This is a genomic window from Nonomuraea sp. NPDC050227 (assembly GCF_044459705.1).
Classification (GTDB): Bacteria; Actinomycetota; Actinomycetes; order Streptosporangiales; family Streptosporangiaceae; genus Nonomuraea.
The window spans coordinates 551,602-574,458 of sequence record NZ_JBITJF010000003.1 but is presented as its reverse complement, the minus strand read 5'-3'; the positions used below and the strand labels follow the sequence as shown (position 1 = coordinate 574,458).

Genomic DNA, 22,857 nt, shown 5'->3' with positions numbered 1-22,857 from the left:
CTCAGCGTCAGGCGTAGTCGGGGGTCATGACGGCGGCCAGGGTCAGGTGCGGGGCGGCCTCCTCCGGGCGGCCCTGGCGGTGCAGGGTACGGCCGAGGAGGTGGCGGGCGTAGGAGTCGTCGGGCGCCTCGGCGACCAGGCTCTCCAGGGTCGTACGCGCCCGGCCGAGCTGGGCCGAGGCGAAGTACGCGCGGGCCGCCAGCAGCCGCACCCCGCGATCCGTGCCGTGCTCGTCGAGCAGCGGGCGCAGCAGCGTGAGCGCGCCGAGCGGGTCGCGCTGGTCGAGCAGCGACTCCGCGTGGCGCAGGCGCTCCACCTCGGCGGGCAGCCGCCGGACCGGGTGAGCGGCGGCGTCGGCCAGGAAGTCCCTGATCACGTCCGGCGGCTGGGCCCCGGCCAGGGCGCGGCCGCCCGCCACGATGGTCGGCGACGTGCGCACGCCCTTGGCCTTGCCCGTGAGCAGCAGCTCGCGCACCAGGCCGGCGCCCCGGCCGTCCCACGGCACGCCGGTCTCGGCGGCGATCGCCGACAACACGGCCGGGTCGCCGATGTCGAGGGTCTCGACGAAGTGGGCCGACAGGACCCGGCCGACCACGGCGGACTGCAGCGCCGCGCCGCCCGTCTCGTACGCCACGGCGATCAGCCGGTGCGCCTCCAGCGTGTTGGGCCGCCAGGCCGCGCCCCACTGCTGCCCGAGCCCCTCGTCGGCGGCGATGCCGGCCACCCGCAGCCGGTTGTCGGCCGGGGACAGGCCGGGCGAGCAGACCTGGAGCGCCTCCTCGACCATGGGGTCGTTCAGCACCTCGGCCAGCGGCTCGGCCTTCGCCGGCGCCGACGGATCGATCTGGAACGGCCGCCAGACCACCTCGACCGGCTCGCCCTCCCAGGAGGCGAGGGCCTTCTCCAGCCGCCGCTTCCCGATGTGGGCCCATCCGCAGACCATGTCCGCCCAGACTTCGATTCGCATGTCGGGCAATCTATGCGACAACTGTCGATTAGTCAACATGTGTCGTATAGTGGCGGCGTGAACCCGGATGATCCGCGGGCGCGGCGTACCCGCGCCCGTCTCAAGGCCGCCGTGCTGGACCTGGCCGCCCGGCAGGAACTGGGCAGCATCACCATGTCGGCGCTGGCCCAGCACGCCGAGGTCAACCGCGCCACGATCTACCTGCACTATCCGGACGTCGACGCGCTGGTCACCGACGCCATGGAGGACGCCGTCACCGCCGTGGCGCGGGCGGCCGCCCTGTGCCCGCTCGACGCCCCCCGCGACCGGCCGCCGGTCCCGCTGGCGGAGCTGTTCGACCACGTGGCCGCCAACGCCACCCTGTACGAGCGCATGCTGGGCGGCCAGGGCAGCGCCCGCTTCGCCGCCCGGATGCGCGAGCGGCTCACCGAGGAGCTGACCGGCCGCTTCGCCACCGGCAGCCGCCCGGCGGGGTTCGAGGACGTGCCCGCCGACGTGCACGCCGCCTTCCTGGCCGGGGCGCTCATCGGCGTGATCACCCACTGGGTGTGCGGCGGCCGCCGCGACGCCGCCGCGGCCCAGTCGTTCTGGCGCCTGTTCCGGCCCCCCGTCCCCGGCTGAGCTCCGCCGCCGCCGCGCGCCGCCCTCCGGAAACCGGTGCGGGGGGCTCCGGGCCCTGAGCTCCGCCGCCGCCGCGCGCCGCCCGCTTGGTACGCTGCGTCGCGACATCGCCGGACAGGTCAGAGGCGTCGTTCCTCGCCTGGCAGCGGTCGCCCGCCCCGTCCCCGACCCCGACCCGACCGCCAGGACCACACGATGACCATGCTTCCCGACGAGCTCAGGACCGCCCTGGACTCGGCCCTGGCCCGCTTCGCGCCGCACGACCTGTCCCGCGCGACGGAACAGCTCACCGAGCGTTACCGCACCGGCCCGTCCGCCGCCGCGCCGCACCTGCGCACCCCGGCCGACATCGCGGCCTACGCCGCCTACCGCATGCCCGCCACGTACGCCGCCGCGGGCACGGCCATGCGCATGGCCGCCGCGATGACCCCGGGCTTCGCGCCGCGGACGCAGCTCGACGTGGGCGGCGGCACCGGCGCGGCGGTCTGGGCGGCCGGGCCGGTCTGGCCCTCGCTGGAGCGGGTCACCGTCGTCGAGCACGACCCGCAGATCATCGAGCTCGGCCGGCGGCTGGCCAGGACCGCGCCCGTCCGCGACGTCACCTGGCGGCGCGCCTCGATCGACCCGGGGCTCGACCGGCCCGCCGCCGACCTGGTCACCATGTCGTACGCCCTGAACGAGCTGCCCGCGCAGCGGCACGCCGACGTCGTGCGCTGGCTGGCCGCGGACGCGACGATGGTGATCGTCATCGAGCCCGGCACCCCCGCCGGGTACGCCAACATCGTCACCGCCCGGGAGACGCTGACCGGGTGCGGCCTGACCGTCGTCGCCCCCTGCCCGCACGACGGCCCCTGCCCGATCCGGCCGGGCCACGACTGGTGTCACTTCTCCGTCCGCCTGCCGCGCACCACCCTGCACCGCCGCGTCAAGTCGGGCACCCTCGGCTTCGAGGACGAGAAGTTCTCCTACGTGGCCGCCGTGCGGGGGGAGTGGCCGCGGGCGGCGGCACGCGTCCTGCGCCATCCGCAGAAGCGCAAGGGCCTGGTGTCGCTGCGCCTGTGCACCGCCGAGGAGGGCCTGCGCGACGTGGTCGTCTCCAAGCGGCAGGGCGAGCTGTACCGGCTGGCCCGCGACGTCGACTGGGGCGACGACTGGCCGGCCGCCGAGTGACCCGGCCGGGCGGTAGGGTCGGCGGAATGGATCATGATGAGGTGCTGGCGCTGTTCGACCGGCAGATGCGGCGGGAGGCGCGCCCCGACGGGCCGGACGTCAGGGTCGAGCGGGACGCCGACGTCGTCCGTCAGGTCGGCCCGCCGCACGCGTGGAACGGCGTCCTGTGGTCCGGCCTCGACGAGGGCGGCGCCGACACGGCCGTCGCCCGCCAGGTGCGCTTCTTCGGCGACCTCGGCCTGGGCTTCGAGTGGAAGCTGTACGCCCACGACCGGCCCGCCGACCTGGCCGACCGGCTCCTGGCCGCCGGGTTCGCCGCCGAACCGGCCGAGACCGTGATGGTGGCCCGGGTCGCCGACCTCGACACCGAGGTGCGGCCGCCCGACGGCGTAAGCCTGGTGCCGGTCACCGACGCGGCGGGCGTGCGGGCGCTGGTCGAGGTGCACGAGCTGGCCTTCGGCGCCGACGGCAGCCGGCTGCGCGACCACCTGCTGGCCCGCCTGTCCGACGACACCGTCGTCCCCGTCCTCGCGGTGGCGGACGGGCGGGCGGTCAGCGCGGCCCGGCTCGACCTGTCCCCGGGCACGAGCTTCGCCGGGTTGTGGGGCGGCGGCACCGTGCCGGGCTGGCGGGGGCGCGGGCTCTACCGGGCGCTGGTCGCCTGGCGGGCCCGGCGGGCCGCCGCGCGCGGCTACGACTACCTCCAGGTCGACGCCTCCGACCAGAGCCGGCCGATCCTGCTCGGGCTCGGGTTCGTCCCGCTGACCACGACCACGCCGTACGTGCGGGACTGACCTCGCCGGTACCCTGGGCACACCCCGTCGTGACAAGGAGAGCGTTGCCCGAGAGGACCCCGCGCGAGCTCGGCCTGCTGGCCGACTGCGAGAGCTGTTTCGGCCTGTGCTGCGTGGCCCTGCCGTTCGCCGCCTCCGCCGACTTCGCCGTCGCCAAGGACGCCGGCCGCCCCTGCGTCAACCTGCGCGACGACTTCCGTTGCGGCATCCACGCCCAGCTCCGGGAGCGCGGCTTCCCCGGCTGCACCGTCTTCGACTGCTTCGGCGCCGGGCAGAAGGTCTCCCAGGTCACCTTCGAGGGCCGCGACTGGCGTGCCGCGCCTGAGACGTCCGGGCAGGTGTTCGCCGTGTTCCCGGTCATGCGGCAGCTCCACGAGCTGTTGTGGTACCTCGCCGAGGCGCTGACCCTCGACGCCGCCGCGGAGATCGCCCCCGAGCTGCGGGCGGCGTACGAGGAGACCGAGCGCCTGACCCGCGAGAGCCCCGGCGTCCTGCAGCGGCTCGACGTGGCCGCCCACCGGGGTGAGGTCAACACGCTGCTGCTGCGTACGAGCGAGCTGGTCAGGGCCGGTCGGCGGGGCAGGGAGCACCGCGGCGCCGACCTGATCGGCGCCAACCTCAAGGGCGCCGACCTGCGCGCGGCGAACCTGCGCGGCGCCTACCTCATCGGCGCGAACCTGCGCGGGGCCGACCTGCGGCTGGCCGACCTGATCGGCGCCGACCTGCGGGGCGCCGACCTGTCCGGAGCCGACCTCACGGGCTGCGTCTTCCTCACCCAGGCCCAGGTCAACGCCGCCAAGGGCACCCCCGCCACGAAACTGCCCGCCGCGCTGACTCGTCCCGCCCACTGGACGGCCGCCGCCGGGCCGGAGCCGCGCGCCCGGCGCGGCAGGCAGGGCCGCCGCGGCCGACCTTAAAGGGACATGTAGTATCCCCTTTCATGCGCATGGGTGAAGGCGTCGAGTGGGGGCTCCACTGCTGTCTGGTGCTGGCGTGGCTGGAGGACGAGGCCCCGCTGCCCACCGGGCGGCTGGCGGCGCTGTTCGAGCTGCCGCCCGTCTACCTCAAGAAGCGGCTCCAGGCGCTGGTCCGCGCGGGCATCCTGTCCTCGGTGTCGGGCGCGCAGGGCGGGTTCAGGCTGGCCAGGCCGCCCGCCCGGATCACGCTCATGGACGTCGTCGCCGCGGTCGAGGGCCCCGACGAGGCGTTCAGGTGCACCGAGATCCGGCAGCGCGGCGCGGGGGCCGAGGCGCCCGCCCGCGAGTTCGCGCACCCGTGCGGGGTCGCGGCGGCCATGCGCAGGGCCGAGCTCGCCTGGCGGCGCGAGCTGGCCGCCCAGACGGTCGCCGACCTCATGGACGCGGCTCCGGCCAACGCCCCCGACCGCGCGCGCCGCCACTACGAACGCCTTCGCGGCTGAACTCGACCCCGCCCGCGGGGCGCACACTTGGAAGGAGAATCGGGATGTTCAATGTCCCGAATAAGACGGAGTCCCGGGGCCTCGCCCCGACGCTGGTGCTGGCGCTCGGGACGTTCGCCGTGGGCACGGACGCGTTCGTGGTGGCCGGGTTCCTGCCGGACCTGGCCGCGTCGCTGGAGGTCACCGAGGGGACGGCCGGGCAGTCGGTGACGGTGTTCGCCGTCGCGTACGCGCTGTCGTCGCCCGTGCTGGCCACCGTCGCCGCGCGGGTCCCGCGGCGGGCGCTGCTGGTGACGGCGCTGGTCGTGCTCGGGCTGGCCAACCTGGGGTCGGCGCTGGCGCCGTCGTTCCCCGTGCTGGTGGTCAGCCGGGTGCTGGCGGCGGCCGGGGCGGCGGCGTACACGCCGGGCGCGGGCGCGGTGGCGGCCGTCCTGGTGCGGCCCGAGCTGCGGGCGCGGGCGCTGGCCGTGGTGGTGGGCGGGCTGACGGTCGCGACGGCGCTCGGCGTGCCGCTCGGCGACCTGGCCGGCGAACGGCTCGGCTGGCGGTACGCGCTGGGGGCGGTGGCCGTGGCCTGCCTAGCGGTCGCCGCCGGGGTGTACGCGATCATGCCGGTGCTGCCGGGCGCGCCCCGGGTGCCGCTGCGCGCCCGGCTGGAGGTGCTGCGGCGGCCGGCGGTGACGGCCATCCTGCCGCTGACCGTGCTCGGGATGGCGGGCAGCTACACGGTGTACGCCTACAGCGTGCCCGCCCTGCGCGCGGTGGGCGTGGAGGGGACGGCGGGCATGCTGTTCCTGTACGGGCTCGGCGCCGTCCTCGGCAACCTGGCCGCCGGGTACGCCACCGACCGGTGGGGCGCGCACCGGGTGTTGCCGGTCGCGTACCTGGTCATGGCCGTCAGCCTGGGGCTGCTCGCCTGGATGGCCGCGGCCGGCCCGGCGGGTGGCCCTGCGGTCGGCGCGGCGGCCGGTACTGCGGTCGGCACTGCGGCCGGACCTGCGGTCGGCACTGTGGCGCTGGTCGGTGTGCTGGTGCTGGCGTGGGGTGCGAGCAGCTGGTGTCAGACGCCGCCGCAGCAGCACCGGCTCATCGCCGCCGCGCCCGGGGAGGCGCCGCTGGTGGTCTCGCTCAACTCCTCGGCGATCTACGCGGGGATCGGCGCGGGCACGCTGCTCGGCGGCCTCACGCTGCCGTCGGGCGCGGCCCTCACGTACGCGACCGGCGCGGCGCTGGCGGCCGCCGCCCTGCTGTTCGCCCTGGCCACCAGATCCGCGGGCGGCGCCCCCGAGTGACCGGCGTGACCCGCGTGGCACGGCGGCGCGGCGCCGCGGCCGGTAGGACGACCCGCGCCGAGTGGTGGCGCGGGGGCGTCAGGAAGTGTGGTCGCCGAGGGATTCGAGCAGGTCGCGCAGGGTGGCGGCCAGCTCGTCGCGCCGCTGCCCGGTGAGCGCCGCCAACATCCGCTGCTCGGTCGCCAGATGGTCGGGCAGCGCGCGGTCGATCAGCGCGAGCCCCTCGGCGGTGAGCGTCACGTGCACGCCGCGCCCGTCGGAGTCGCTGGGCGTGCGTCGCACCAGCCCCCGCGACTCCAGCCGGTCGAGCCGCTGGGTGACGGCCCCGGAGGTGACCATGGAGGCGCGCATCAGGGCGGCGGGGGTCAGGCGGTGGGGCGGTTCGCTGCGCCGCAACGTGGCCAGCACGTCGAACGAGGCCCGGTCGAGCCCGTGCCCGGCGAACGTACGGCCCAGCTCGGCCTCGATGAGCCGGGACAGCCGCGACAGCCGCCCGATCACCGCCATGGGGGAGACGTCCAGGTCAGGGCGCTGCGCGTGCCACTGCCTGAGGATGTAGTCGACCTGGTCAGCCACCCTCGCAGCCTACAAGTGTCTTAGCGGTGAGGAAAATCACCTGGCCGGAACGTCGGGGTTCGGTTAATTTGTCTTAGTGCTAAGTAATCGAACGGGAACCGTTCTGCTGACCGCCCTCACCCCCGCCATCTGGGGGACCACCTATCTGATCACGACCGAACTGCTGCCGCCCGGCCGGCCCTTGCTGGCCGCGTTGATCCGCGCCCTGCCGGCGGGGCTGATCCTGATCGCGATCACCCGCCGGCTGCCCCAGGGGAACTGGTGGTGGCGTGCGCTGGTGCTCGGCGCGCTCAACATCGGATTGTTCTTCGCGTTGTTGTTCGTGGGCGCCTACCGGTTGCCCGGAGGGGTGGCCGCCACCGTGGGGGCCATCCAGCCGCTGCTGGTCGCGTTGTTGTCGGCGGGGCTGCTGGGGGAGCGGCTGACCTGGCGCGTCGCGCTCGCCGCGGCGGCGGGCGTGGCCGGGGTGAGCCTGCTGGTGCTGCGCGCCGACGCCCGGCTCGACCTGCTGGGCGTGGCCGCCGCGCTGGGCGGCGCGGTGGTGATGGCGGTCGGGGTCGTGCTCAGCAAGCGCTGGAAGTCGCCCGCGCCGCTGCTGGCCACCACCGGATGGCAGCTCACGGCCGGCGGCCTGCTGCTCGCCCCGGTGACGTTCCTCGTCGAGGGGCCGCCGCCCGCCCACCTGACCGGCGAGAACCTCGCGGGGTACGCCTACCTCGCGATCATCGGCTCGGCCCTGGCCTACACCCTGTGGTTCCGGGGCATCCGCGAGCTGTCGGCCACCAAGGTCACCTTCCTCGGGCTGCTCAGCCCCGTCGTCGCCACCGCGCTCGGCTGGCTGGTGCTCGGGCAGCGGCTCACCCTCGCGCAGGTCGCCGGCGCCGTCATCGTGCTCGCCGCCCTCCTCGTGGCGCAGCTCCAGCCCGTACGGCACCGCGCCGCGCCGGAGCCGCTGGAGGCCCCCGTGCCCGCGGGCGGGAAACGATGATCGCGTCCGACGCTAGGATCGGGCCGAGGAGGCCGGTATGAGCGTGCAGGCGTACCCCGTGACCGGGCCGGTGGCCGAGCACGGCGAGGGGCCCGTGTGGTCCGCCCGCTGGGGCGGGCTGCGGTGGGTGGACATGCTGGCCGGCGACGTGCTCGCCCTCGACGACTCCGGCGGCGTGCGGCGGCGGCACGTCGGCCCGGTCGCCGCGGCCCTGCGCCCGCGCGTGACCGGCGGTTACGTGGTAGCCGGCGAACGCGAGCTGCTGCTGGCCGACTCCGACGACCTCGACGCGCCGCTGCGCCCGCTCGGCCAGGCGTGGAGCGACCCCGGCGTGCGCATGAACGACGGCGGCTGCGACCCCGAGGGCCGCTTCTACATCGGCAGCATGCCCTACGACGAGACCCCCGGAGCCGGCTCCCTCTACGTGGCCGGGCCGGACGGCGCGCTCAGCCCGGTGATCAGCGGCGTCACCGTCTCCAACGGCCTCGACTTCAGCCCCGACGGCGGCCTCGCCTACTACGCCGACACCGCCACCGGCCGGGTGGACGTCCTCGACCACGACCCGGCGGGCGGGCTCACCGGGCGCAGGCCGTTCGTGACGATCGACCCCGCCCAGGGCGCGCCCGACGGGCTGACGGTCGACGCCGAGGGCGGGGTGTGGGTGGCGCTCTGGCAGGGGTTCGCCGTGCACCGGTACACCCCCGGCGGGCGGCTCGACGCCGTGGTGGAGCTGCCGGTCGGCAAGGTCACCGCGGTCACGTTCGGCGGCCCCGGCCTCGACCGGCTGTACGTCACCACGTCGAGGCTCGGGGTGGACGCCCGGGAGCAGCCCGAGGCGGGCGCCCTGTTCGCGGCCGACCCCGGCGTGCGCGGCCGCCCGGTGCTGCCCACCACCCTGTGACGGGAGCGAAAGACGATCAGCGGGGGTGGTCGCCGGTGGCGCCGTCGATCAGCTCGCGCAGGATGTCCATGTGGCCCGCGTGCCGCACGGTGTCCTCGATCATGTGGATGAGCACCCAGCGCAGGGTCACCCGGCGGCCCGCCCACGAGGTGCCGGGCTCGTCGAGGGGGAGGTCGGAGATCGCCTTGTCGGCGGCGGCGCGGGCCCGGCCGTAGAAGGCGACGATCTGCTCGGTGGTCTCCCGCTCGCCGATCGCGAAGTCGTCCTCGGGGGCGAACCACAGCGGCTCGGCCTCGCGGCCGAACGTCGAGCAGAACCAGCCGTACTCGACGGCGGCCAGGTGTTTGACGATGCCGAGCAGCGACGTGCCGGACGGTGTCATCGGCCGCCTGACCTGCTCCTCGCCCAGGCCCTGCAGCTTCCACACGATGACGTCGCGGTGCCGGTCGAGGCTGGCGTGCAGGCTCTCCTTCTCGCCACCGGACGGCGGCACTCCTGTTCCCATGCCCGCGACCGTAACAGCCGGGACCGACACGTTGCCGTCGCCCGCCGGGGGCCGCGATACTCCCTGCATGATCGGTCATATCGGCATCAACGTCCCCGACATGCGGGCGGCCAAGGAATACTACGACGCCCTGCTGCCGTACCTCGGTTTCAAGGAGTTCTTCAGCAGCGAGGAGGAGATCGGCTACATGCCGGCGGACGACAAGCCGGGCACGTACCTGTTCCTCTACCCCGCGCAGGAGGCCGGCGACTACTCGCGGCACCGCACCGGGCTCCAGCATCTGGCGTTCTCGCTGCGCAGCCGGTCCGCGGTCGCCGAGGCGCACGCGCGGGCGGTGGAGCTCGGCTCGGAGGTGCTGCACGAGCCCAGGGAGTTCCCCGAGTACCCGCCGCCCTACCACGCCGCGTTCTGGCTCGACCCGCACGGCGTCATGCTGGAGGCCGTCTGCCACTACGACCGCGACTGACCTGCGGCGATCCCGGTTCCGCGCGGCTGGACGGCCTCCGCCGGGGAAGGTTCCCCATGGGTGCCGCCGTACGACGTGCGGGCGTGGACCGGTGTGCGATCTTCAGGTGCGAGGGGGTGAGGGCTAGCCTGGAGCATGACGTCCCGCACGGGCCCGGCGGCAGGCCGGGCGTGGACGACGCGCGGCCCGATGTCATGATGTCCCCGACGCTCGACCGGGAGGAAACGATCGTGGGGCCTTTCGCGGGCGGTGGGCTGCCCCCGGACGACGTCGTCGTCGCGGCGCTGCGGGCCGGGGACGAGTCGATGTTCGCCGCGCTCCTCGACACCTGGTCGCGGGGGATGTTGCGGGCGGCCAGGTCCTACGTGTCCACCGACGACTCGGCCGAGGAGGTCGTGCAGGACACGTGGCTGGCGGTGATCGGCGCCATCGACGCCTTCGAGGGGCGCTCCTCGGTCAAGACGTGGGTCTACCGCATCCTGGTCAACACCGCCAAGAAACGCGGCCTGCGCGAGAGCCGCACGCTGCCGTGGAGCGCGTTCGAGCCGCCCGCCGAGCCGGCCCAGAAGGTGGACGGCCCGACGCCGGAGGGCGCGGTGCTCGCCTCGGAGGCGCGCGGTCTCATCGGCGAGGCGCTGGCCGGGCTGCCGCCCCGGCAGCGGATCGTCATCACCCTGCGTGACCTGGAGGGATGCACGTCCGAGGAGGTTTGCGAGATCCTGGAGATCTCGGCCGCCAACCAACGGGTGCTCCTGCACCGGGCAAGGGCCACGGTCCGCGACCGGCTCGAAGGCTACTACCAGTCCGTGAAGCGGTCAGAATAGGTTAAACGGTTCAACGCTCAGAGGTGAGGCGGTCAACGTCGTGAAGCGGTTCACGTGCGACGAGCTGGTAGAACTCATCACCGCCTACCTTGACGGCGCTCTTGACCGGCCCGAACGCGAGGGGTTCGAGGCGCACGCGGCGGCCTGCGCCGACTGCGCGCGGCAGCTCGACCAGTTCCGCGAGACCGTCCGGGCCCTGCGCGAGCTCCCGCCGGAGCGCAAGTTGTCCGACGGCACGCGCGACCGCCTGATGTCCGCCTTCAGAGCCCGCCGCCACCGGGGTTGACGGCCCCTTTTCTGCACCAAGAGCCGCAAAGGGGGCAAATCTCGGCAGATCATCAGATTTCCGTGTAACGCTGGCGGGTCTCGCGGGTCTGTAAGCACATGCGCCACGCGATGACCGGCCCGGCGGCCGGCGGGTCCGGCGCCTCGGGAGCGGCCGGCGAGCCGCTCCGGGGCGTGCCGGAGGTGGAGGAGTTCGCACGCCGGTGCTTCGCCCCCGCCCCGGGCGACCGGGTGGGGGCCGAGCTGGAGTTCCTGATCTTCGACCGGGCGGATCCGGCGCGGCAGGTGCCGATGGACCGGGTGAAGCGGGTCGTCCCGGCGCTGGCCGGCGGGAGCCGGGTGACGTACGAGCCGGGCGGCCAGATCGAGCTGTCGGGCCCGGCCGGGCCGCCCGCCGAGGCCATCGGACGGCTGGCCGCCGACGTGGCCGCCGTCCGCGCGGCGCTCGGGCGGGCCGGGCTGGTGCTGGGCGGCGTGGGGCTCGACCCGCTGCGCCCGGCCCGGCGGCAGCTCCGCCAGCCGCGCTACGACGCCATGGCCGAGTTCCTGGGCCGCCCGTACGGGCCGCTGATGATGTGCTCGACCGCGTCCGTCCAGGTCAACGTGGACCTGGGGGAGCGGCCGGCGGTCCGGTGGGAGCGCGCCAGGCTGCTCGGGCCCGTCCTGACCGCGGCCTTCAGCAACTCGCCGCTGAGCCGCGGACGCCCCTGCGGCTGGATGTCGGGCCGCCAGGCCGTCTGGGAGAACCTCGACCCGACCCGCACCGCCCCCGTCGACGGCTCCGGCGACCCGGCGGCGGCCTGGGCGGCGTACCTGCTCGACGCCCGGCTCATGCTCGTCCGCGAGGACGAGCGCCGCTACCGCGCGGTCGGCGACGGCTCGACCTTCCGCGACTGGCTCGACGGCGCGGGCCAGCGCCCGCCCACCCCCGACGACCTGGCCTACCACGCCACCACGCTGTTCCCGCCGGTCCGGCCGCGCGGCTGGCTGGAGATCCGCTACCTCGACGCCCAGCACCCGGACGACTGGCCGGTGTGCGTCGCCGTCACCCACGCGCTGATCACCGACGACCGCGCCGCCGACGCCGCCCTGTCGGCCGCCGAGCCCGTCGCGGGCCTGGCCGAGGTGGCCGCCAGGTGCGGCCTGACCGACCCGCGGCTCGCCCGCGCCGCCGAGGCGGCCTTCCGCGCCGCCGTCGAGGCGCTGCCCCGGCTCGGCGCGCCCGCCGATCTGGTCGACGGCGTGTCCGGCTTCGCCGCCCGGTACGTGAGCGCGGGCCGCTCCCCGGCGGCCGACCTGATGGACCTGATGACGGACCCGGTACGGCGCCTGCCGGCCTGGCTGAGCGGAGAAGGACGGGCATGAACGACATCAAGGAACGCATCGCCGCCGAGCTGACCGCGGTGCGCGACCGTTCGCTGACCTACACCGAGGCCGAGGACGACCTCCTGCTGCGCCAGCACTCCCCGCTGATGTCGCCGCTGGTGTGGGACCTCGCGCACGTCGGCAACTACGAGGAGCTGTGGGTGCTGCGCGAGGCCGCCGGCATCACGCCGCTGCGCCCCGAGATCGACGACATCTACGACGCCTTCAAGCACCCCCGCAAGGACCGTCCCACCCTGCCGATCCTCGGCCCCGAGGAGGCCAGGAAGTACATCGGCGGCGTGCGCGGCCGGGTGCTCGACGTGCTGGACGCGATCGACCTGGAGGCCGCCGCGCCGCTGCACCGCGACGGGTTCGTGTTCGGCCTGGTCATCCAGCACGAGCACCAGCACGACGAGACGATGCTGGCCACCTGGCAGCTGTCCCGGCAGCCCGGCCTGGTCCGCGACGGCGACCTGCCGCCGGGCCGCGCCACCGGCCCCGCCGAGGTGTACGTCCCCGCCGGCCCCTTCCAGATGGGCACCGGCACCCTGCCCTGGGCCTACGACAACGAGCGCCCCGCCCACCGGGTGGACCTGCCCGCCTACTGGATCGACCGGCTGCCCGTCGGCAACGCCGCCTACGCGGCGTTCGTCGAGTCCGGCGGCTACGACGACCCGCGCTGGTGGCACCCGGACGGCTGGCGCTGGCGGCAGGAGAGCGGGGCCACCGCGCCGCTGTTCTGGACCCGGGAGGGCGACGCGTGGTGGCGCACCCGCTTCGGCCGCGCCGAGCCCGTCCCGATGGACGAGCCGGTCCAGCACGTGAGCTGGTACGAGGCCGACGCCTACGCCCGCTGGGCGGGCCGGCGGCTGCCCAGCGAGGCCGAGTGGGAGAAGGCGTGCGGCTGGGACCCGGACGCCGGGCGGGCCCGCAAGTACCCGTGGGGCGACGAGGATCCCCGTCCCGACCTGGCCAACCTCGGTCACCGGGCGGCCCGGCCGGCCCCGCTGGGGGCCTACCCCGCCGGGGCGAGCGCGTACGGGGCCGAGCAGATGGTCGGCGACGTGTGGGAGTGGACCGGGTCGTGGTTCCAGCCCTATCCCGGGTTCCGCAGTTTCCCGTACAGGGAGTACAGCGAGGTCTTCTTCGGGCAGGAGTACCGGGTGCTGCGCGGCGGCTCGTGGGCGGCCGACCCGGCGGCGGTGCGGACGACGTTCCGCAACTGGGACTACCCGGTCCGGCGGCAGATCTTCACCGGCTTCCGCTGCGCCCGCGACGCCGAGCGGGCCTAGATGTGCCGGCACGCCGCCTGGCTGGGCGCCCCGCGCCCGCTGACCACGCTGATCCACGAGCCGCCGCACGGCCTGCTCGCCCAGTCGTACGCGCCCCGGCGGCAGCGCCACGGCACGGTCAACGCCGACGGCTACGGCATGGCCTGGTACGACCCGGCCAGGCCGGAGCCGGTGCGCTACCGCCGCGCCATCCCCATCTGGGCCGACGCCAACCTGCCCGCGCTCGCCGAGATCGCCCGCTCCGGCTGCCTGATCGCGGCCGTGCGGTGCGCCACGACCGGGATGCCGGTGGAGGAGAGCGCCACCGCGCCGTTCGCCGGGGGCGGCTGGCTGCTCAGCCACAACGGCCGGGTCGAGCGCGACGCGGTCATGGACCTGGCCGACGACCTGCCCGAGAGCCCCTGCGACTCGGCCTGGCTGGCCGCCGCCGTGTTCGCCCGCGGCAGCGCCGGGCTCGGCCTGGCCGCGGCGCTGGCCGACGTCGTCGTGCGGGCGGGGGAGAAGGACCCCGCCGCCCGCCTGAACCTGCTCGCCTGCGACGGCACGGCGCTCGCCGCGACCGTCTGGGGCGACACCCTCTTCTTCCGCGCCGACCGGGACGGCGTGTACGTGGCCAGCGAGCCGCTCGACGACCGGCCGGGCTGGCAGGCGGCGCCCGACCGCAGCCTGCTCACCGCCACGCCGGACGACGTACGCGTCCAGCCGTTGTGACCTTTCAGGAGGATCTCGTGCCCGTCACCCAGCCGACCGTCCATGTGATCAACCATCTTGACCCCGGCTACCTGCGCCAGGCGCTCGAACACGACGTCAGGACCGGGCTGACGGCCACGCCCAAGTGGCTGCCGCCCAAGTGGTTCTACGACGAGGCGGGCAGCGACCTGTTCTCGCGCATCACCCGGTTGCCCGAGTACTACCCGACCCGCCGCGAGCTGACGATCCTGCGCGCGCGGGCGGCCGAGATCGCCGCCGCGAGCGGCGCCGACACGCTGGTCGAGCTGGGGTCGGGCACGAGCGAGAAGACCGTGGTCCTGCTGGACGCGCTCACCGCGGCGGGCACGCTGCGCGCCTACACGCCGGTGGACGTGGACGCCGTCACCCTGGAGGCGGCCGCGCGCCGGCTGGGCGGCCGTCATCCCGGGCTGGAGGTGCGGCCGGTGTGCGCCGACTTCGAGCGGCACCTGCGGCTGCTGCCGCGCTCGGGCAGGCGCATGGTGGCCTTCCTCGGCGGCACGATCGGCAATCTCGAACCGGCCGCCCGCGAGGTGTTCCTGAAGGAGGTGCGCGCCACCCTGCGGCCCAGCGACACGTTCCTGCTCGGCGCCGACCTGGTGAAGGACACCGGGCGGCTAATCGCGGCCTACGACGACGCCGCCGGGGTGACGGCCGCGTTCAACCGGAACGTCCTGCGCGTGGTGAACCGGGAGCTGGCGGCCGGGTTCGAGCCGGAGGCGTTCGAGCACGTCGCCCTGTACGACCAGCGCAACGACTGGATCGAGATGCGGCTGCGGGCCACCCGGGACATGCGGGTGCGGGTCGGCGCGCTCGGCCTGACCGTGGACTTCGCCGCGGGCGAGGAGATGCGGACCGAGATCAGCGCCAAGTTCCGGCTGGAGCCGCTGGGGGAGGAGCTGGCCGCGGCCGGGTTCACCGTCCTGCGGTCGTGGACCGACCCCGCCGGCGACTTCGGGCTGCTGCTGGCCGGGGCGTGATCGCCGCACGCTGGCGGGCCGCCCGCTCGGCCGCGCCGCCCGGACACCTGGACGCGGCCGGCTGCAACGTGCCCAGCGACCGGACGCTGGCCGCGACGGTCGAGCACCTGCGGCGCGAACGCGAGCTCGGCGGGTACGCCGCCGTGCCGGGACTGACCGCGCCCAGGGCCGCGCTGGCCGCCCTGACCGGCGCGGACGCGGCCGACGTCGCCTTCCTGGAGAGCGGCACGGCCGCGATGGCGGCGCTGCTCGGCGGCTGGCGGCTGCCGCCGGGCGCCCGGGTCGGCTTCACCCGCTCGGAGTACGGCAGCACGCTCATGCTGCTGCGCCGCCTGGCCGCCGAACGCGGCTGGACCCTCGCCGAGCTGCCCGCCGACGACGACGCCCGCCTCGACCTCGACGCCCTGTCCGCCGCCCTGCGCCGCGGCCTGGACCTGGTCACCCTGCCGCACCTGCCCTCCCACCGGGGCACCGCGCAGCCGGTCGGCGAGATCGGCCGCCTGTGCCGGGAGGCCGGCGTGCCCCTGGTCCTGGACGTGTGCCAGTCCCTCGGCCACCTGGACGTCACCGGCGCGCGGGCCACCGCCTACGTCGGCACCTCCCGCAAGTGGCTGGCCGGGCCGCGCGGCGTCGGCTTCCTGATCGTGCCCGGCCTCACCGAGGACATGGACGCGGCGGCCCCCGCGCTCGGCGGCCACGTCTGGCTGGAGGACCCGGCGCGCAGCGGGCCGCTGCCCGGCGCCGCGCGCTACGAGAGCGCCGAGTCGGCGGTCGCGGCGCGGATCGGCCTCGGCGTCGCCGTCCTGGAGCACCACGCGCTGGGGCCGGACGCGGTCCGCGCCCACCTCGCCGAGCTGGGCGCGGCGGCCCGGCGCACGCTCGACGGCAGGGGCGGCTGGCGGGTGGTGGAGCCGTACGACGAGCCGACGGCCATCGTCACCCTGCGCCCGCCCGGCGGCGCGGACCCCACCAGGACGGCCGCGGCGGCGGCCGGGGCGGGCCTGCTGGTGGGCGTCGCGCCGGTCGCCCGCGCCCCGCTCGACCTGCGGGAACCGGTGCTACGCGTCTCGCCGCCCCCCGGAACCCGGCAGGAGACCCTGGACGCCCTGGCCCGCGTCCTCGACGGCCATTAGAGCGGGCGGGTGTCAGAGCGGGCGGCGTCAGAGCAGGCGGTCGAAGCCGACCAGCAGGTGCGCGGGCCCGCGCAGCGACGCGCTGTGCCGGTACGGCGGCGGGCCGGCGGCCAGTTCCGGCCCGACCAGCCTGCTCACCAGCGCGCCCAGCGCGACCCGCGCCTCGATCCGGGCCAGCGGCGCCCCCACGCAGTAGTGCACGCCCCCGCCGAACCCCAGATGCTGGTTGTCCCGCCGCGCCGGGTCGAAGCGGTCGGCGCCGGGGAAGCGGGCCGGGTCACGGCTGCCCGAGGCCAGCAGCAGCGCCACGTCCGCGCCCTGGGGGACGGTGACCCCGGCGATCTCGATGTCGGCCAGCGTCGTGCGGGTGCGGAACTGCACCGGCGGGTCGTAGCGCAGCACCTCCTCGACGGCCGGCACGATCAGCCCGGGGTCGGCGCGCAGCCGCGCCAGCGCCTCCGGGTTGCGCAGGAACGTCAGCATGCCGTTGGTGATCAGGTTGACGGTGGTCTCGTGGCCGGCGATGAGCAGCAGGGCCATCGTCGCGATGATCTCCGGGGCGTCCATGCGCTCGGTCTCGCCGTCGGTGAGCAGCGCCGACAGCAGGTCGTCCGACGGGTGGGCGTGCCGCTCGCCGGCCAGCTCGACCAGGTACGCGCGCAGCTCCGGCGCGGCGGTCTCGGCCTGCCGCACCTCCTCGGCCGACAGCCCCTCGGGCGGGTCCAGCGTGCGGGCCAGCGCCGAGGCCCAGCCGTGGAAGCGCGGCTCGTCCTCCTTGGGCACGCCGAGCAGGTCGCAGATCACCGTGACCGGCAGCGGGTAGGCCAGGTCGTCCACCACGTCCAGGGAGTCGTGGCCGGCGCGCCGGTCGAGCAGTTCGGCCACCAGCGACACCACGTGCTCCCCGAGCCGGTTGACGCGCTCCGGGGTGAAGTGCCGCATGACGATCCGCCGCAGCCGGTCGTGGTCGGGCGGGTCGAGGAAGATGAACGCCGGTTTGCGGGACTCCTGACCGTTCTGGGCGTCCTGTCCGGCCATCAGCCTGCCGGAGGCGCCGAACGAGCCGGAGCCGCTCCTGCTCTTGCGCTCGTCGGAGCTGATCCGCGGGTCGTGCAGCAGCGAGACGATCTCGGCGTACGTGCTCACCGCGTACAGGTCGTCCCCCTGGCGGGAGACGGGCGTCTCGCGCAGCCGGGCGTACAGCGGGTACGGGTCCGGGCGGCTCGCCTCGTCCAGGACCTGCGCGAACAGGCTCTGCGTCACCTGGTGGGCCATGGTCGTCCTCCGGCTCTCATTCCAGCGGCGGCGCGGTCAGCGGCGAGCGGGGGTCGCGCTCGCGCGGCACCTCGCGCGCGGTCGGGCCCTGCCCGGTCACCGCGGCCGTCGGGCTGTGCGTGGACTGGCCGTCCACGGCCAGGCCGGCGGGCACCGGGAGCAGCGTGCGCGGCCCGTCGGCGGCCCGCAGGTCGGGCGGGAAGGGCGCGGCCGCCTCGATGAGGCCGGCGTAGGCGGGCAGCGAGCGCGGGGCGTCCACCGCGACCGCCGCCACGCACCGGCCCTGGCGGCCGAAACAGGCCACGAAGCGGCGCTCGGCCACCGAGCCCTGCGTGACCACCACCTCGTCGGCGATCGTCGGCAGCCCGACGGACTTGATGCTGACGCCGAACTGGTAGGACCAGAACGCCGGCAGCCCCCGGTGCGGGCGCGGCCGGTCGGCGACCATGTTGTGCGCGGCGGTGGCCGCCTGGCGCACCGCGTTGTCCCAGTGCTCCACGGCCAGCAGCAGGCCGTCGAAGTGCGGGTGCGGCCAGCGCGCCACGTCGCCGGCCACGAACACGTCGGAGGTGACGATCGCGTCGGCGTCGAAGGCCCGGCAGGCGGCGTCGCACACCACCCCGCGCGCGTCGGCCGCCAGGCCCGCCCCGTCCAGCCATTCGGTGTTGCGGACGGCCCCGAGCGCCACCACCGCGACCTCGACCGGCAGGACGTCGCCGTCGGACAGGTGCGCCGCGCGCAACCGGCCCTCCGCGTCGCCCTCCAGCGCCATCACCGTGGTGTTGACCCGCAGGTCCACGCCGTGCTCGCGGTGCAGCCGGGCGGCCACGCTGCCGGCCGCCGCGCCCAGGGCGCCGGCCAGCGGGGCCGGGCCGCGTTCTGCGACCGTCACGGGCAGGCCCATCTCGCGGCACACGGAGGCGATCTCCGAGCCGGTGAACCCGCCGCCGATGACCAGCACCCGGCTCGGCCCGGCGGCGAGCGCGGCCCGCAGGCTCGCCGCGTCGTCGCGTCCGCGCAGGGTGAACACGCCGGTCAGGGCCGCCTCGGCGGGCTCGGGCCAGGGGCGCGCCCGGGTGCCGGTGGCGATCAGCACCCGGTCGAAGCCGATCTCGCGCCCGCCGGCCAGGCGTACCTGCCGGGTGCGCAGGTCCAGGCCGATGGCGGGCTCGCCGAGCAGCCGGCGCGCCCGCAGGTCCCGCGCCGTGACGAGCGCGGTGTGCGCGGGCGAGGCGCGTCCGGCCAGCACCTGCTTGGACAGCGGCGGCCGGTCGTAGGGCTCGTACGGCTCGTCGCCGATCAGGGTCAGCTCCCCGGTGAAGCCCTCGGCGCGCAGTGTCTCGGCGGCCCGCAGGCCGGCCAGCGAGGCGCCGACGATCACCGCGCTACGCATGGTCGTCCGGCGAGCAGGTGATCGCCTGCACCGGGCAGGCCGCGGCGGCCTCGCGCACCTGCTCGCGCAGCGCGTCGGCCGGGGCGTAGTCGTACTCGAGGGACTCGGCGCCGTGGAACCGGAAGACCGCCGGCGCCGCGAACACGCACTGGCCGTAGCTCAGGCAGCGGTTCAGATCGACGAGCACTCTCATGTCCGCCACGTTACGAACGGCTGCTCCAGCCACGTTCCAACCTGATCCCAAGTTTTCCTGATTTGCGAAACCTAGGACTCCTAGGATAAAACCTAGGAAGGTTAGGTTTCCTGCTGCGGAGGTGGATCATGATGGCTCGGGCCGGTCTGACGGCGGACCGCGTGACGGAGGCGGCCGGGGAGCTGGCCGACGAGGCCGGGTTCGACAACCTGACGGTCTCGGCCCTGGCGCGCCGCTTCGGCGTCGCGGACGCCAGCCTCTACTCCCACGTCAGGAACCTCCAGGACCTGCGCGTCCGGGTGGCGCTGCGCGCGGCCCGCATCCAGGCCGACGCCCTGACCGTCGCGGTGGCCGGCAAGGCGGGCAAGGACGCGCTGGCCGCCTTCGCCGCCGCCTACCGCGACTTCGCGCTCGCCCACCCGGGCCTGTACGAGGCCACCCAGCTCCGGCTCGACCCCGAGATCGTCGCCGGGTGCGCCGACGTCCAGCGCATCTTCACCACCACCAACGCGGTCGTGGCCGCCTACGGGCTGCCCGAGCCGGCCCACACCGACGCCATCCGGCTGCTGCGCAGCACCTTCCACGGCTTCACCAACCTGGAGGCCCGCGGCGGCTTCCAGGCGTCCCGCGACGTCCGCAGCTCGTGGGACGCGATCATCGACGCGCTCGACAGCGCACTGAGACATTGGCAGGTTTCCCTATGACCGGAACGACCGCGGCCCGGCCCGGCCTCGACCGGCGGCTGCTGACGGTCGCCGGGGTGCTCACCCTCGGCGCCTTCACCGCCCTGCTCGACGGCACGGTGGTCGGCGTCGCCACGCACACCCTGGCCCGCGCCTTCTCCGCCGACCTGGCGGCCACCCAATGGGTGACGACGGCCTACCTGCTCGCCCTGGCCGCGGTCATCCCGGCAACGGGGTGGGCGGCCCAGCGGTTCGGCGCCGGGACGGCCTGGACCGCCTCGCTCGCCGTGTTCCTGGCCGGCTCGATCCTGTGCGGGTCGGCCTGGTCGCTCGGCAGCCTCATCGCCTTCCGCGTCGTGCAGGGGGCCGGGGCGGGCATGCTCTTCCCGCTCAGCCGGATCATCGTCGTCGAGGTGGCCGGGCGCGAGCGGCTCGGCCGGATGATGGCGCTGATGGCCGTGCCCGCCGTGTTCGCGCCCGTCCTCGGGCCGGTCGTCGGCGGCGTGCTGCTGGAGACGCTGTCGTGGCGGTGGGTGTTCCTGGTCAACGTCCCGTTCGTGGCGGCCGGGGTCGTCCTGTCGGCTCTGTACGTGCGCACCGCCCGGCCCGAAGGCCCGGCCGAACGCCTCGACGTGGCCGGCCTGCTCGGCGTGAGCGGCGGCCTGACCCTGCTGCTGCACGGGCTGAGCGGGGCCGGTGAGCTCGTGGCCGCGCTGACCGCGGCCGCCGGCGCGTTACTGCTGGCCGCCTGCCTGTGGCGGGCCGCCCGCACCTCCGGGCCGCGGATCGTCGAGCCCGGCCTGTTCCGCGACCGGGCCTTCGCCGCCTCCGCCGCGCTGGCCTTCCTGGCCAACTTCTCCCTGTTCGCCGCCGTGTTCCTGGTGCCGCTGTTCGTCCAGACGGCCGAGGGGTCCGGAGCGCTCGGCGCCGGGCTGGTGCTCGCGCCACAGGGGCTCGGCATGCTCGTCGCGGTGCTGGCGGCCGGCCGGCTGATCGACCTGAACGGCAACCCGCGCCGGATCGTCGTCACGGGCCTGGTCCTGCTGGCGGCCGGCACGCTGCCGTTCGCGCTGGCCGATCCCGGCACGGGCACGGCGCTGCTGCCGGTGGCGCTGTTCGTCCGCGGGGTGGGGGCCGCGCTCGCGGTCGCACCCACCATGATCACCCTCTACCACTCGCTGCCGCCGGCCAAGGTGCCCGCCGCGACCACCGCCAACGCCATCGGCCAGCAGGTCGGCGCGGCGGCCGGCACCGCCTGCGTGGCCGTGCTGCTCCAGCACGGCGGCTACCGGCCCGCCTTCTGGGTCACGCTGGCCGCCGTCGCGCTCTGCCTCCTGCCCGCCCTGTTCCTCCCGTCCTCGAAAGCAGGCACGTCATGAACCCCGTCACCGAGAACGAGATCCGCTCGTCCTTCGTCAACTGCTCCAAGGGCGAGGCCCGCCGGCTCGCCGTCCCGAGGGGGCTGCCCGAGCTGCCCTGGCCCGACCTCGACTTCCTGGGCTGGCGCGATCCGGGGGCGCCCGAGCGGGCGTACCTGGTGGCCGAACGCGGCGGCGCGCCGGTCGGCGTCGCGCTGCGGCTCGGCCAGGAGGTGCGCAGGAGCTTCACCAAGAGCACGCTCTGCTCGGTCTGCGTGACCCCGCACGCCGGGACCGGCGTCGCGCTGTTCACCGCGGCCCGGGTCGGCGCGGCGGGGCGGCAGGGCAACACGGTGGGCGCCTACATGTGCGCCGACCTGGCCTGCTCCCTGTACGTCCGGGGACGCAAGGAGACCGAGCTGGGCGTCCGGTTCGAGTCGCTGAGCGTGGCCGAACGCGTCGCCAGGACCACGGTCAACCTGGACGCCTTCCTCGACAAGATCCTGCACGACACCCTGGCGTGATCGGGGTGTGGAGGGGCGGCGTCCAGCTCGCGCCGCGGGGCGGGAAGGGTCCACCCGCGGCGCCGGCCGGCCGGTGAACTGTCGGGGCCGCCTGCGACACTCCCCGGATGCTGATACTGGAACTGTTGCGGCCGACGTTGCGCGCCGCCTGGGGGCCCGACACCTGCGACACCGCCGCGCGGGAGGAGTGGCGGGCCGACAACCCGGCCAGGGGGCAGTGCGGGATCACCGCGCTGGTGGTCCAGGACCTGCTCGGCGGAGACCTGATCCTGGCCGAGGTGCACGCCGACGGCGTCAAGGTCGGCCACCACTACTGGAACGTGCTGCCCGGCGGCACTGAGGTCGACTTCACCTCCGACCAGTTCCACCCGGGCGAGGTCATCGTGAATCCCCAGCTCCAGCACCGTCCCCCGGACGCGCCGCGCCGGTGCCGCGAGCAGTACGAGCTGCTGCGCCACCGCGTCGTCACCGCGCTGTCCGGGCCGCCGCCCGCCTGAGACGTCATGTGACGCCATAATGACGCCATAGCGCATTGCGATGACGTCACATCGCGTGTCATGATGGCGTCATGGACCTTGCCCCGTATGTCGATCAACTCCGGCGGGAGCTCATGCTCGCCGCCGGGACGGGCGGCGAGGAGGCCCGTGCGCTGGCCGAACGCTTCGCCGCCACTTTGGAGTCGGCCGCCCGGCTCGCCCTGCTGGAGGCCCTGTCGGCCGCCGCGGACGAGATCACCCAGGACCTCGCGCCCGGCTCGGTGGAGGTGCGCCTGCGCGGCCGCGACCCCGCCTTCGTCGTGACGTCACCGCCCGCCGCCCACCCGTTCCCGGACCAGGACGAACCGCCCGTCAGCGCCGGGCCGGGCGAGCGGCCGCCGACACCGCCGCCGCCCCCCGAGGCCGACGAGGGCGGCACGTCCCGCATCTCCCTCCGGGTGCCCGAGGCGCTCAAGCCGCGCATCGAGGAGGCGGCCGCGCGTGACGGGCTGTCCGTCAACGCCTGGCTGGTCCGCGCCGTCTCAGCGGCGCTCGACCCGGGCGACGCCACCCGCGACGCCACCCGCCGCGCCGCCCGGCGCCCGGCCCCGCAGACCGGCAACCGCTACAGCGGCTGGGTGCGCTGA

Annotated in this window: 27 protein-coding genes; 21 read left to right on the top strand and 6 right to left on the bottom strand. The window is 75.2% G+C overall.

The window, feature by feature from the left end; translation table 11 throughout:
• Nucleotides 1–7: 7 nt before the first annotated feature.
• Nucleotides 8–967: a DsbA family protein gene (locus tag ACIBK9_RS15010; protein ID WP_397158421.1), complete on the bottom strand. Its 960-nt coding sequence runs from the start codon at nt 965–967 to the stop codon at nt 8–10.
• 57 nt (nt 968–1,024) lie between these two features.
• On the opposite strand from ACIBK9_RS15010, the gene ACIBK9_RS15005 reads away from it, so the two are divergent.
• From ACIBK9_RS15005 to ACIBK9_RS14980, 6 genes are all read left to right on the top strand, one after another.
• A complete protein-coding gene (locus tag ACIBK9_RS15005; RefSeq protein WP_397158419.1) occupies nt 1,025–1,588 on the top strand; it encodes a TetR/AcrR family transcriptional regulator in 564 nt (187 codons plus the stop codon).
• Nucleotides 1,589–1,783: 195 nt separating this feature from the next.
• Entirely contained in the window at nt 1,784–2,758 is a 975-nt protein-coding gene (locus tag ACIBK9_RS15000) for a small ribosomal subunit Rsm22 family protein (protein ID WP_397158417.1), read from the top strand.
• Between the two features lie 26 nt (nt 2,759–2,784).
• Nucleotides 2,785–3,552, top strand: coding sequence for a GNAT family N-acetyltransferase (locus ACIBK9_RS14995; protein WP_397158415.1), 768 nt, complete (start codon nt 2,785–2,787; stop codon nt 3,550–3,552).
• 44 nt (nt 3,553–3,596) lie between these two features.
• On the top strand, nt 3,597–4,469 hold the full coding sequence (locus ACIBK9_RS14990) for a pentapeptide repeat-containing protein (protein WP_397158413.1): 873 nt from the start codon (nt 3,597–3,599) through the stop codon (nt 4,467–4,469).
• Between the two features lie 23 nt (nt 4,470–4,492).
• A complete protein-coding gene (locus tag ACIBK9_RS14985) occupies nt 4,493–4,972 on the top strand; it encodes an RrF2 family transcriptional regulator (protein ID WP_397158411.1) in 480 nt (159 codons plus the stop codon).
• A 44-nt stretch (nt 4,973–5,016) separates the two neighbouring features.
• Nucleotides 5,017–6,264 carry an MFS transporter gene (locus tag ACIBK9_RS14980; RefSeq protein WP_397158409.1) on the top strand — a complete coding sequence of 416 codons (1,248 nt, stop codon included), beginning with the start codon at nt 5,017–5,019 and terminating at the stop codon, nt 6,262–6,264.
• 78 nt (nt 6,265–6,342) lie between these two features.
• Here ACIBK9_RS14980 and ACIBK9_RS14975 read toward each other — a convergent pair whose 3' ends face one another.
• Entirely contained in the window at nt 6,343–6,840 is a 498-nt protein-coding gene (locus tag ACIBK9_RS14975; RefSeq protein ID WP_387674047.1) for a MarR family winged helix-turn-helix transcriptional regulator, read from the bottom strand.
• A gap of 76 nt (nt 6,841–6,916) precedes the next feature.
• Here ACIBK9_RS14975 and ACIBK9_RS14970 point away from each other — a divergent pair, with 76 nt between their 5' ends.
• A complete protein-coding gene (locus ACIBK9_RS14970; RefSeq protein ID WP_357981480.1) occupies nt 6,917–7,828 on the top strand; it encodes an EamA family transporter in 912 nt (303 codons plus the stop codon).
• A 37-nt stretch (nt 7,829–7,865) separates the two neighbouring features.
• Nucleotides 7,866–8,729, top strand: coding sequence for an SMP-30/gluconolactonase/LRE family protein (locus tag ACIBK9_RS14965; protein ID WP_397158406.1), 864 nt, complete (start codon nt 7,866–7,868; stop codon nt 8,727–8,729).
• Between the two features lie 16 nt (nt 8,730–8,745).
• Here the strand turns inward: ACIBK9_RS14965 and ACIBK9_RS14960 are convergent, their stop codons facing one another.
• Nucleotides 8,746–9,234, bottom strand: a complete 489-nt coding sequence (locus ACIBK9_RS14960; protein ID WP_397158404.1) for a DinB family protein — start codon at nt 9,232–9,234, stop codon at nt 8,746–8,748.
• 67 nt (nt 9,235–9,301) lie between these two features.
• Between ACIBK9_RS14960 and ACIBK9_RS14955 the strand changes: the two genes are divergently transcribed.
• The 8 genes from ACIBK9_RS14955 to egtE all read left to right on the top strand — a co-directional run bounded on the left by ACIBK9_RS14955 (nt 9,302) and on the right by egtE (nt 16,308).
• Nucleotides 9,302–9,700 (top strand): VOC family protein, encoded by a 399-nt coding sequence (locus tag ACIBK9_RS14955; RefSeq protein WP_387674040.1) that lies wholly within the window; start codon nt 9,302–9,304, stop codon nt 9,698–9,700.
• Between the two features lie 116 nt (nt 9,701–9,816).
• Nucleotides 9,817–10,524, top strand: a complete 708-nt coding sequence (locus ACIBK9_RS14950) for a sigma-70 family RNA polymerase sigma factor (RefSeq protein WP_358299560.1) — start codon at nt 9,817–9,819, stop codon at nt 10,522–10,524.
• Nucleotides 10,525–10,564: 40 nt separating this feature from the next.
• A complete protein-coding gene (locus ACIBK9_RS14945; protein WP_358299563.1) occupies nt 10,565–10,810 on the top strand; it encodes a zf-HC2 domain-containing protein in 246 nt (81 codons plus the stop codon).
• Between the two features lie 98 nt (nt 10,811–10,908).
• Complete coding sequence (egtA, locus tag ACIBK9_RS14940) at nt 10,909–12,174, top strand: ergothioneine biosynthesis glutamate--cysteine ligase EgtA (RefSeq protein ID WP_397158401.1); 1,266 nt, start codon at nt 10,909–10,911, stop codon at nt 12,172–12,174.
• Complete coding sequence (gene egtB, locus ACIBK9_RS14935) at nt 12,171–13,466, top strand: ergothioneine biosynthesis protein EgtB (RefSeq protein ID WP_397158399.1); 1,296 nt, start codon at nt 12,171–12,173, stop codon at nt 13,464–13,466. The genes egtA and egtB overlap by 4 nt, the downstream gene beginning before the upstream one ends.
• The gene (gene egtC, locus ACIBK9_RS14930; RefSeq protein ID WP_387674025.1) at nt 13,467–14,177 is read left to right on the top strand and encodes an ergothioneine biosynthesis protein EgtC; all 711 of its coding nucleotides are present in this window, start codon (nt 13,467–13,469) and stop codon (nt 14,175–14,177) included.
• Between the two features lie 17 nt (nt 14,178–14,194).
• Nucleotides 14,195–15,175 carry an L-histidine N(alpha)-methyltransferase gene (egtD, locus tag ACIBK9_RS14925; RefSeq protein ID WP_397158397.1) on the top strand — a complete coding sequence of 327 codons (981 nt, stop codon included), beginning with the start codon at nt 14,195–14,197 and terminating at the stop codon, nt 15,173–15,175.
• Nucleotides 15,172–16,308: an ergothioneine biosynthesis PLP-dependent enzyme EgtE gene (gene egtE / locus ACIBK9_RS14920; RefSeq protein WP_397158395.1), complete on the top strand. Its 1,137-nt coding sequence runs from the start codon at nt 15,172–15,174 to the stop codon at nt 16,306–16,308. The genes egtD and egtE overlap by 4 nt, the downstream gene beginning before the upstream one ends.
• 27 nt (nt 16,309–16,335) lie before the next feature.
• On the opposite strand, the gene ACIBK9_RS14915 is transcribed toward egtE, so the two are convergent.
• The 3 genes from ACIBK9_RS14915 to ACIBK9_RS14905 are packed head-to-tail and all read right to left on the bottom strand — an operon-like array spanning nt 16,336 to nt 19,169.
• Nucleotides 16,336–17,583, bottom strand: a complete 1,248-nt coding sequence (locus ACIBK9_RS14915) for a cytochrome P450 (protein ID WP_397158394.1) — start codon at nt 17,581–17,583, stop codon at nt 16,336–16,338.
• Between the two features lie 16 nt (nt 17,584–17,599).
• Entirely contained in the window at nt 17,600–18,976 is a 1,377-nt protein-coding gene (locus ACIBK9_RS14910; RefSeq protein WP_397158392.1) for an NAD(P)/FAD-dependent oxidoreductase, read from the bottom strand.
• Entirely contained in the window at nt 18,969–19,169 is a 201-nt protein-coding gene (locus ACIBK9_RS14905; protein ID WP_352355003.1) for a ferredoxin, read from the bottom strand. Before ACIBK9_RS14905 ends, ACIBK9_RS14910 begins: the two co-directional genes overlap by 8 nt.
• A 131-nt stretch (nt 19,170–19,300) precedes the next feature.
• Between ACIBK9_RS14905 and ACIBK9_RS14900 the strand changes: the two genes are divergently transcribed.
• The 5 genes from ACIBK9_RS14900 to ACIBK9_RS14880 all read left to right on the top strand — a co-directional run bounded on the left by ACIBK9_RS14900 (nt 19,301) and on the right by ACIBK9_RS14880 (nt 22,857).
• Entirely contained in the window at nt 19,301–19,873 is a 573-nt protein-coding gene (locus ACIBK9_RS14900; RefSeq protein WP_397158987.1) for a TetR/AcrR family transcriptional regulator, read from the top strand.
• Entirely contained in the window at nt 19,870–21,231 is a 1,362-nt protein-coding gene (locus ACIBK9_RS14895; RefSeq protein WP_397158390.1) for a DHA2 family efflux MFS transporter permease subunit, read from the top strand. The genes ACIBK9_RS14900 and ACIBK9_RS14895 overlap by 4 nt, the downstream gene beginning before the upstream one ends.
• Nucleotides 21,228–21,734, top strand: a complete 507-nt coding sequence (locus ACIBK9_RS14890) for an FBP domain-containing protein (RefSeq protein WP_352354999.1) — start codon at nt 21,228–21,230, stop codon at nt 21,732–21,734. The genes ACIBK9_RS14895 and ACIBK9_RS14890 overlap by 4 nt, the downstream gene beginning before the upstream one ends.
• A 107-nt stretch (nt 21,735–21,841) precedes the next feature.
• Nucleotides 21,842–22,231, top strand: coding sequence for a hypothetical protein (locus tag ACIBK9_RS14885; protein WP_387674007.1), 390 nt, complete (start codon nt 21,842–21,844; stop codon nt 22,229–22,231).
• Between the two features lie 71 nt (nt 22,232–22,302).
• Complete coding sequence (locus ACIBK9_RS14880) at nt 22,303–22,857, top strand: toxin-antitoxin system HicB family antitoxin (RefSeq protein ID WP_397158388.1); 555 nt, start codon at nt 22,303–22,305, stop codon at nt 22,855–22,857.

Bases quoted from the DNA above. Each gene is read 5' to 3' on its own strand.
- ACIBK9_RS14960 (WP_397158404.1), bottom strand. From the start codon at position 9,234: ATGGGAACAGGAGTGCCGCCGTCCGGTGGCGAGAAGGAGAGCCTGCAC.
- ACIBK9_RS14995 (WP_397158415.1), top strand. From the start codon at position 2,785: ATGGATCATGATGAGGTGCTGGCGCTGTTCGACCGGCAGATGCGGCGG.
- ACIBK9_RS14965 (WP_397158406.1), top strand. From the start codon at position 7,866: ATGAGCGTGCAGGCGTACCCCGTGACCGGGCCGGTGGCCGAGCACGGC.
- ACIBK9_RS15010 (WP_397158421.1), bottom strand. From the start codon at position 967: ATGCGAATCGAAGTCTGGGCGGACATGGTCTGCGGATGGGCCCACATC.
- ACIBK9_RS14895 (WP_397158390.1), top strand. From the start codon at position 19,870: ATGACCGGAACGACCGCGGCCCGGCCCGGCCTCGACCGGCGGCTGCTG.
- ACIBK9_RS14910 (WP_397158392.1), bottom strand. From the start codon at position 18,976: ATGCGTAGCGCGGTGATCGTCGGCGCCTCGCTGGCCGGCCTGCGGGCC.
- egtA (WP_397158401.1), top strand. From the start codon at position 10,909: ATGCGCCACGCGATGACCGGCCCGGCGGCCGGCGGGTCCGGCGCCTCG.
- ACIBK9_RS14880 (WP_397158388.1), top strand. From the start codon at position 22,303: ATGGACCTTGCCCCGTATGTCGATCAACTCCGGCGGGAGCTCATGCTC.
- ACIBK9_RS14955 (WP_387674040.1), top strand. From the start codon at position 9,302: ATGATCGGTCATATCGGCATCAACGTCCCCGACATGCGGGCGGCCAAG.
- egtB (WP_397158399.1), top strand. From the start codon at position 12,171: ATGAACGACATCAAGGAACGCATCGCCGCCGAGCTGACCGCGGTGCGC.
- ACIBK9_RS14980 (WP_397158409.1), top strand. From the start codon at position 5,017: ATGTTCAATGTCCCGAATAAGACGGAGTCCCGGGGCCTCGCCCCGACG.
- ACIBK9_RS14885 (WP_387674007.1), top strand. From the start codon at position 21,842: ATGCTGATACTGGAACTGTTGCGGCCGACGTTGCGCGCCGCCTGGGGG.
- ACIBK9_RS14900 (WP_397158987.1), top strand. From the start codon at position 19,301: ATGGCTCGGGCCGGTCTGACGGCGGACCGCGTGACGGAGGCGGCCGGG.
- ACIBK9_RS14905 (WP_352355003.1), bottom strand. From the start codon at position 19,169: ATGAGAGTGCTCGTCGATCTGAACCGCTGCCTGAGCTACGGCCAGTGC.
- ACIBK9_RS14915 (WP_397158394.1), bottom strand. From the start codon at position 17,583: ATGGCCCACCAGGTGACGCAGAGCCTGTTCGCGCAGGTCCTGGACGAG.
- ACIBK9_RS15000 (WP_397158417.1), top strand. From the start codon at position 1,784: ATGACCATGCTTCCCGACGAGCTCAGGACCGCCCTGGACTCGGCCCTG.
- ACIBK9_RS14985 (WP_397158411.1), top strand. From the start codon at position 4,493: ATGCGCATGGGTGAAGGCGTCGAGTGGGGGCTCCACTGCTGTCTGGTG.
- egtC (WP_387674025.1), top strand. From the start codon at position 13,467: ATGTGCCGGCACGCCGCCTGGCTGGGCGCCCCGCGCCCGCTGACCACG.
- ACIBK9_RS14890 (WP_352354999.1), top strand. From the start codon at position 21,228: ATGAACCCCGTCACCGAGAACGAGATCCGCTCGTCCTTCGTCAACTGC.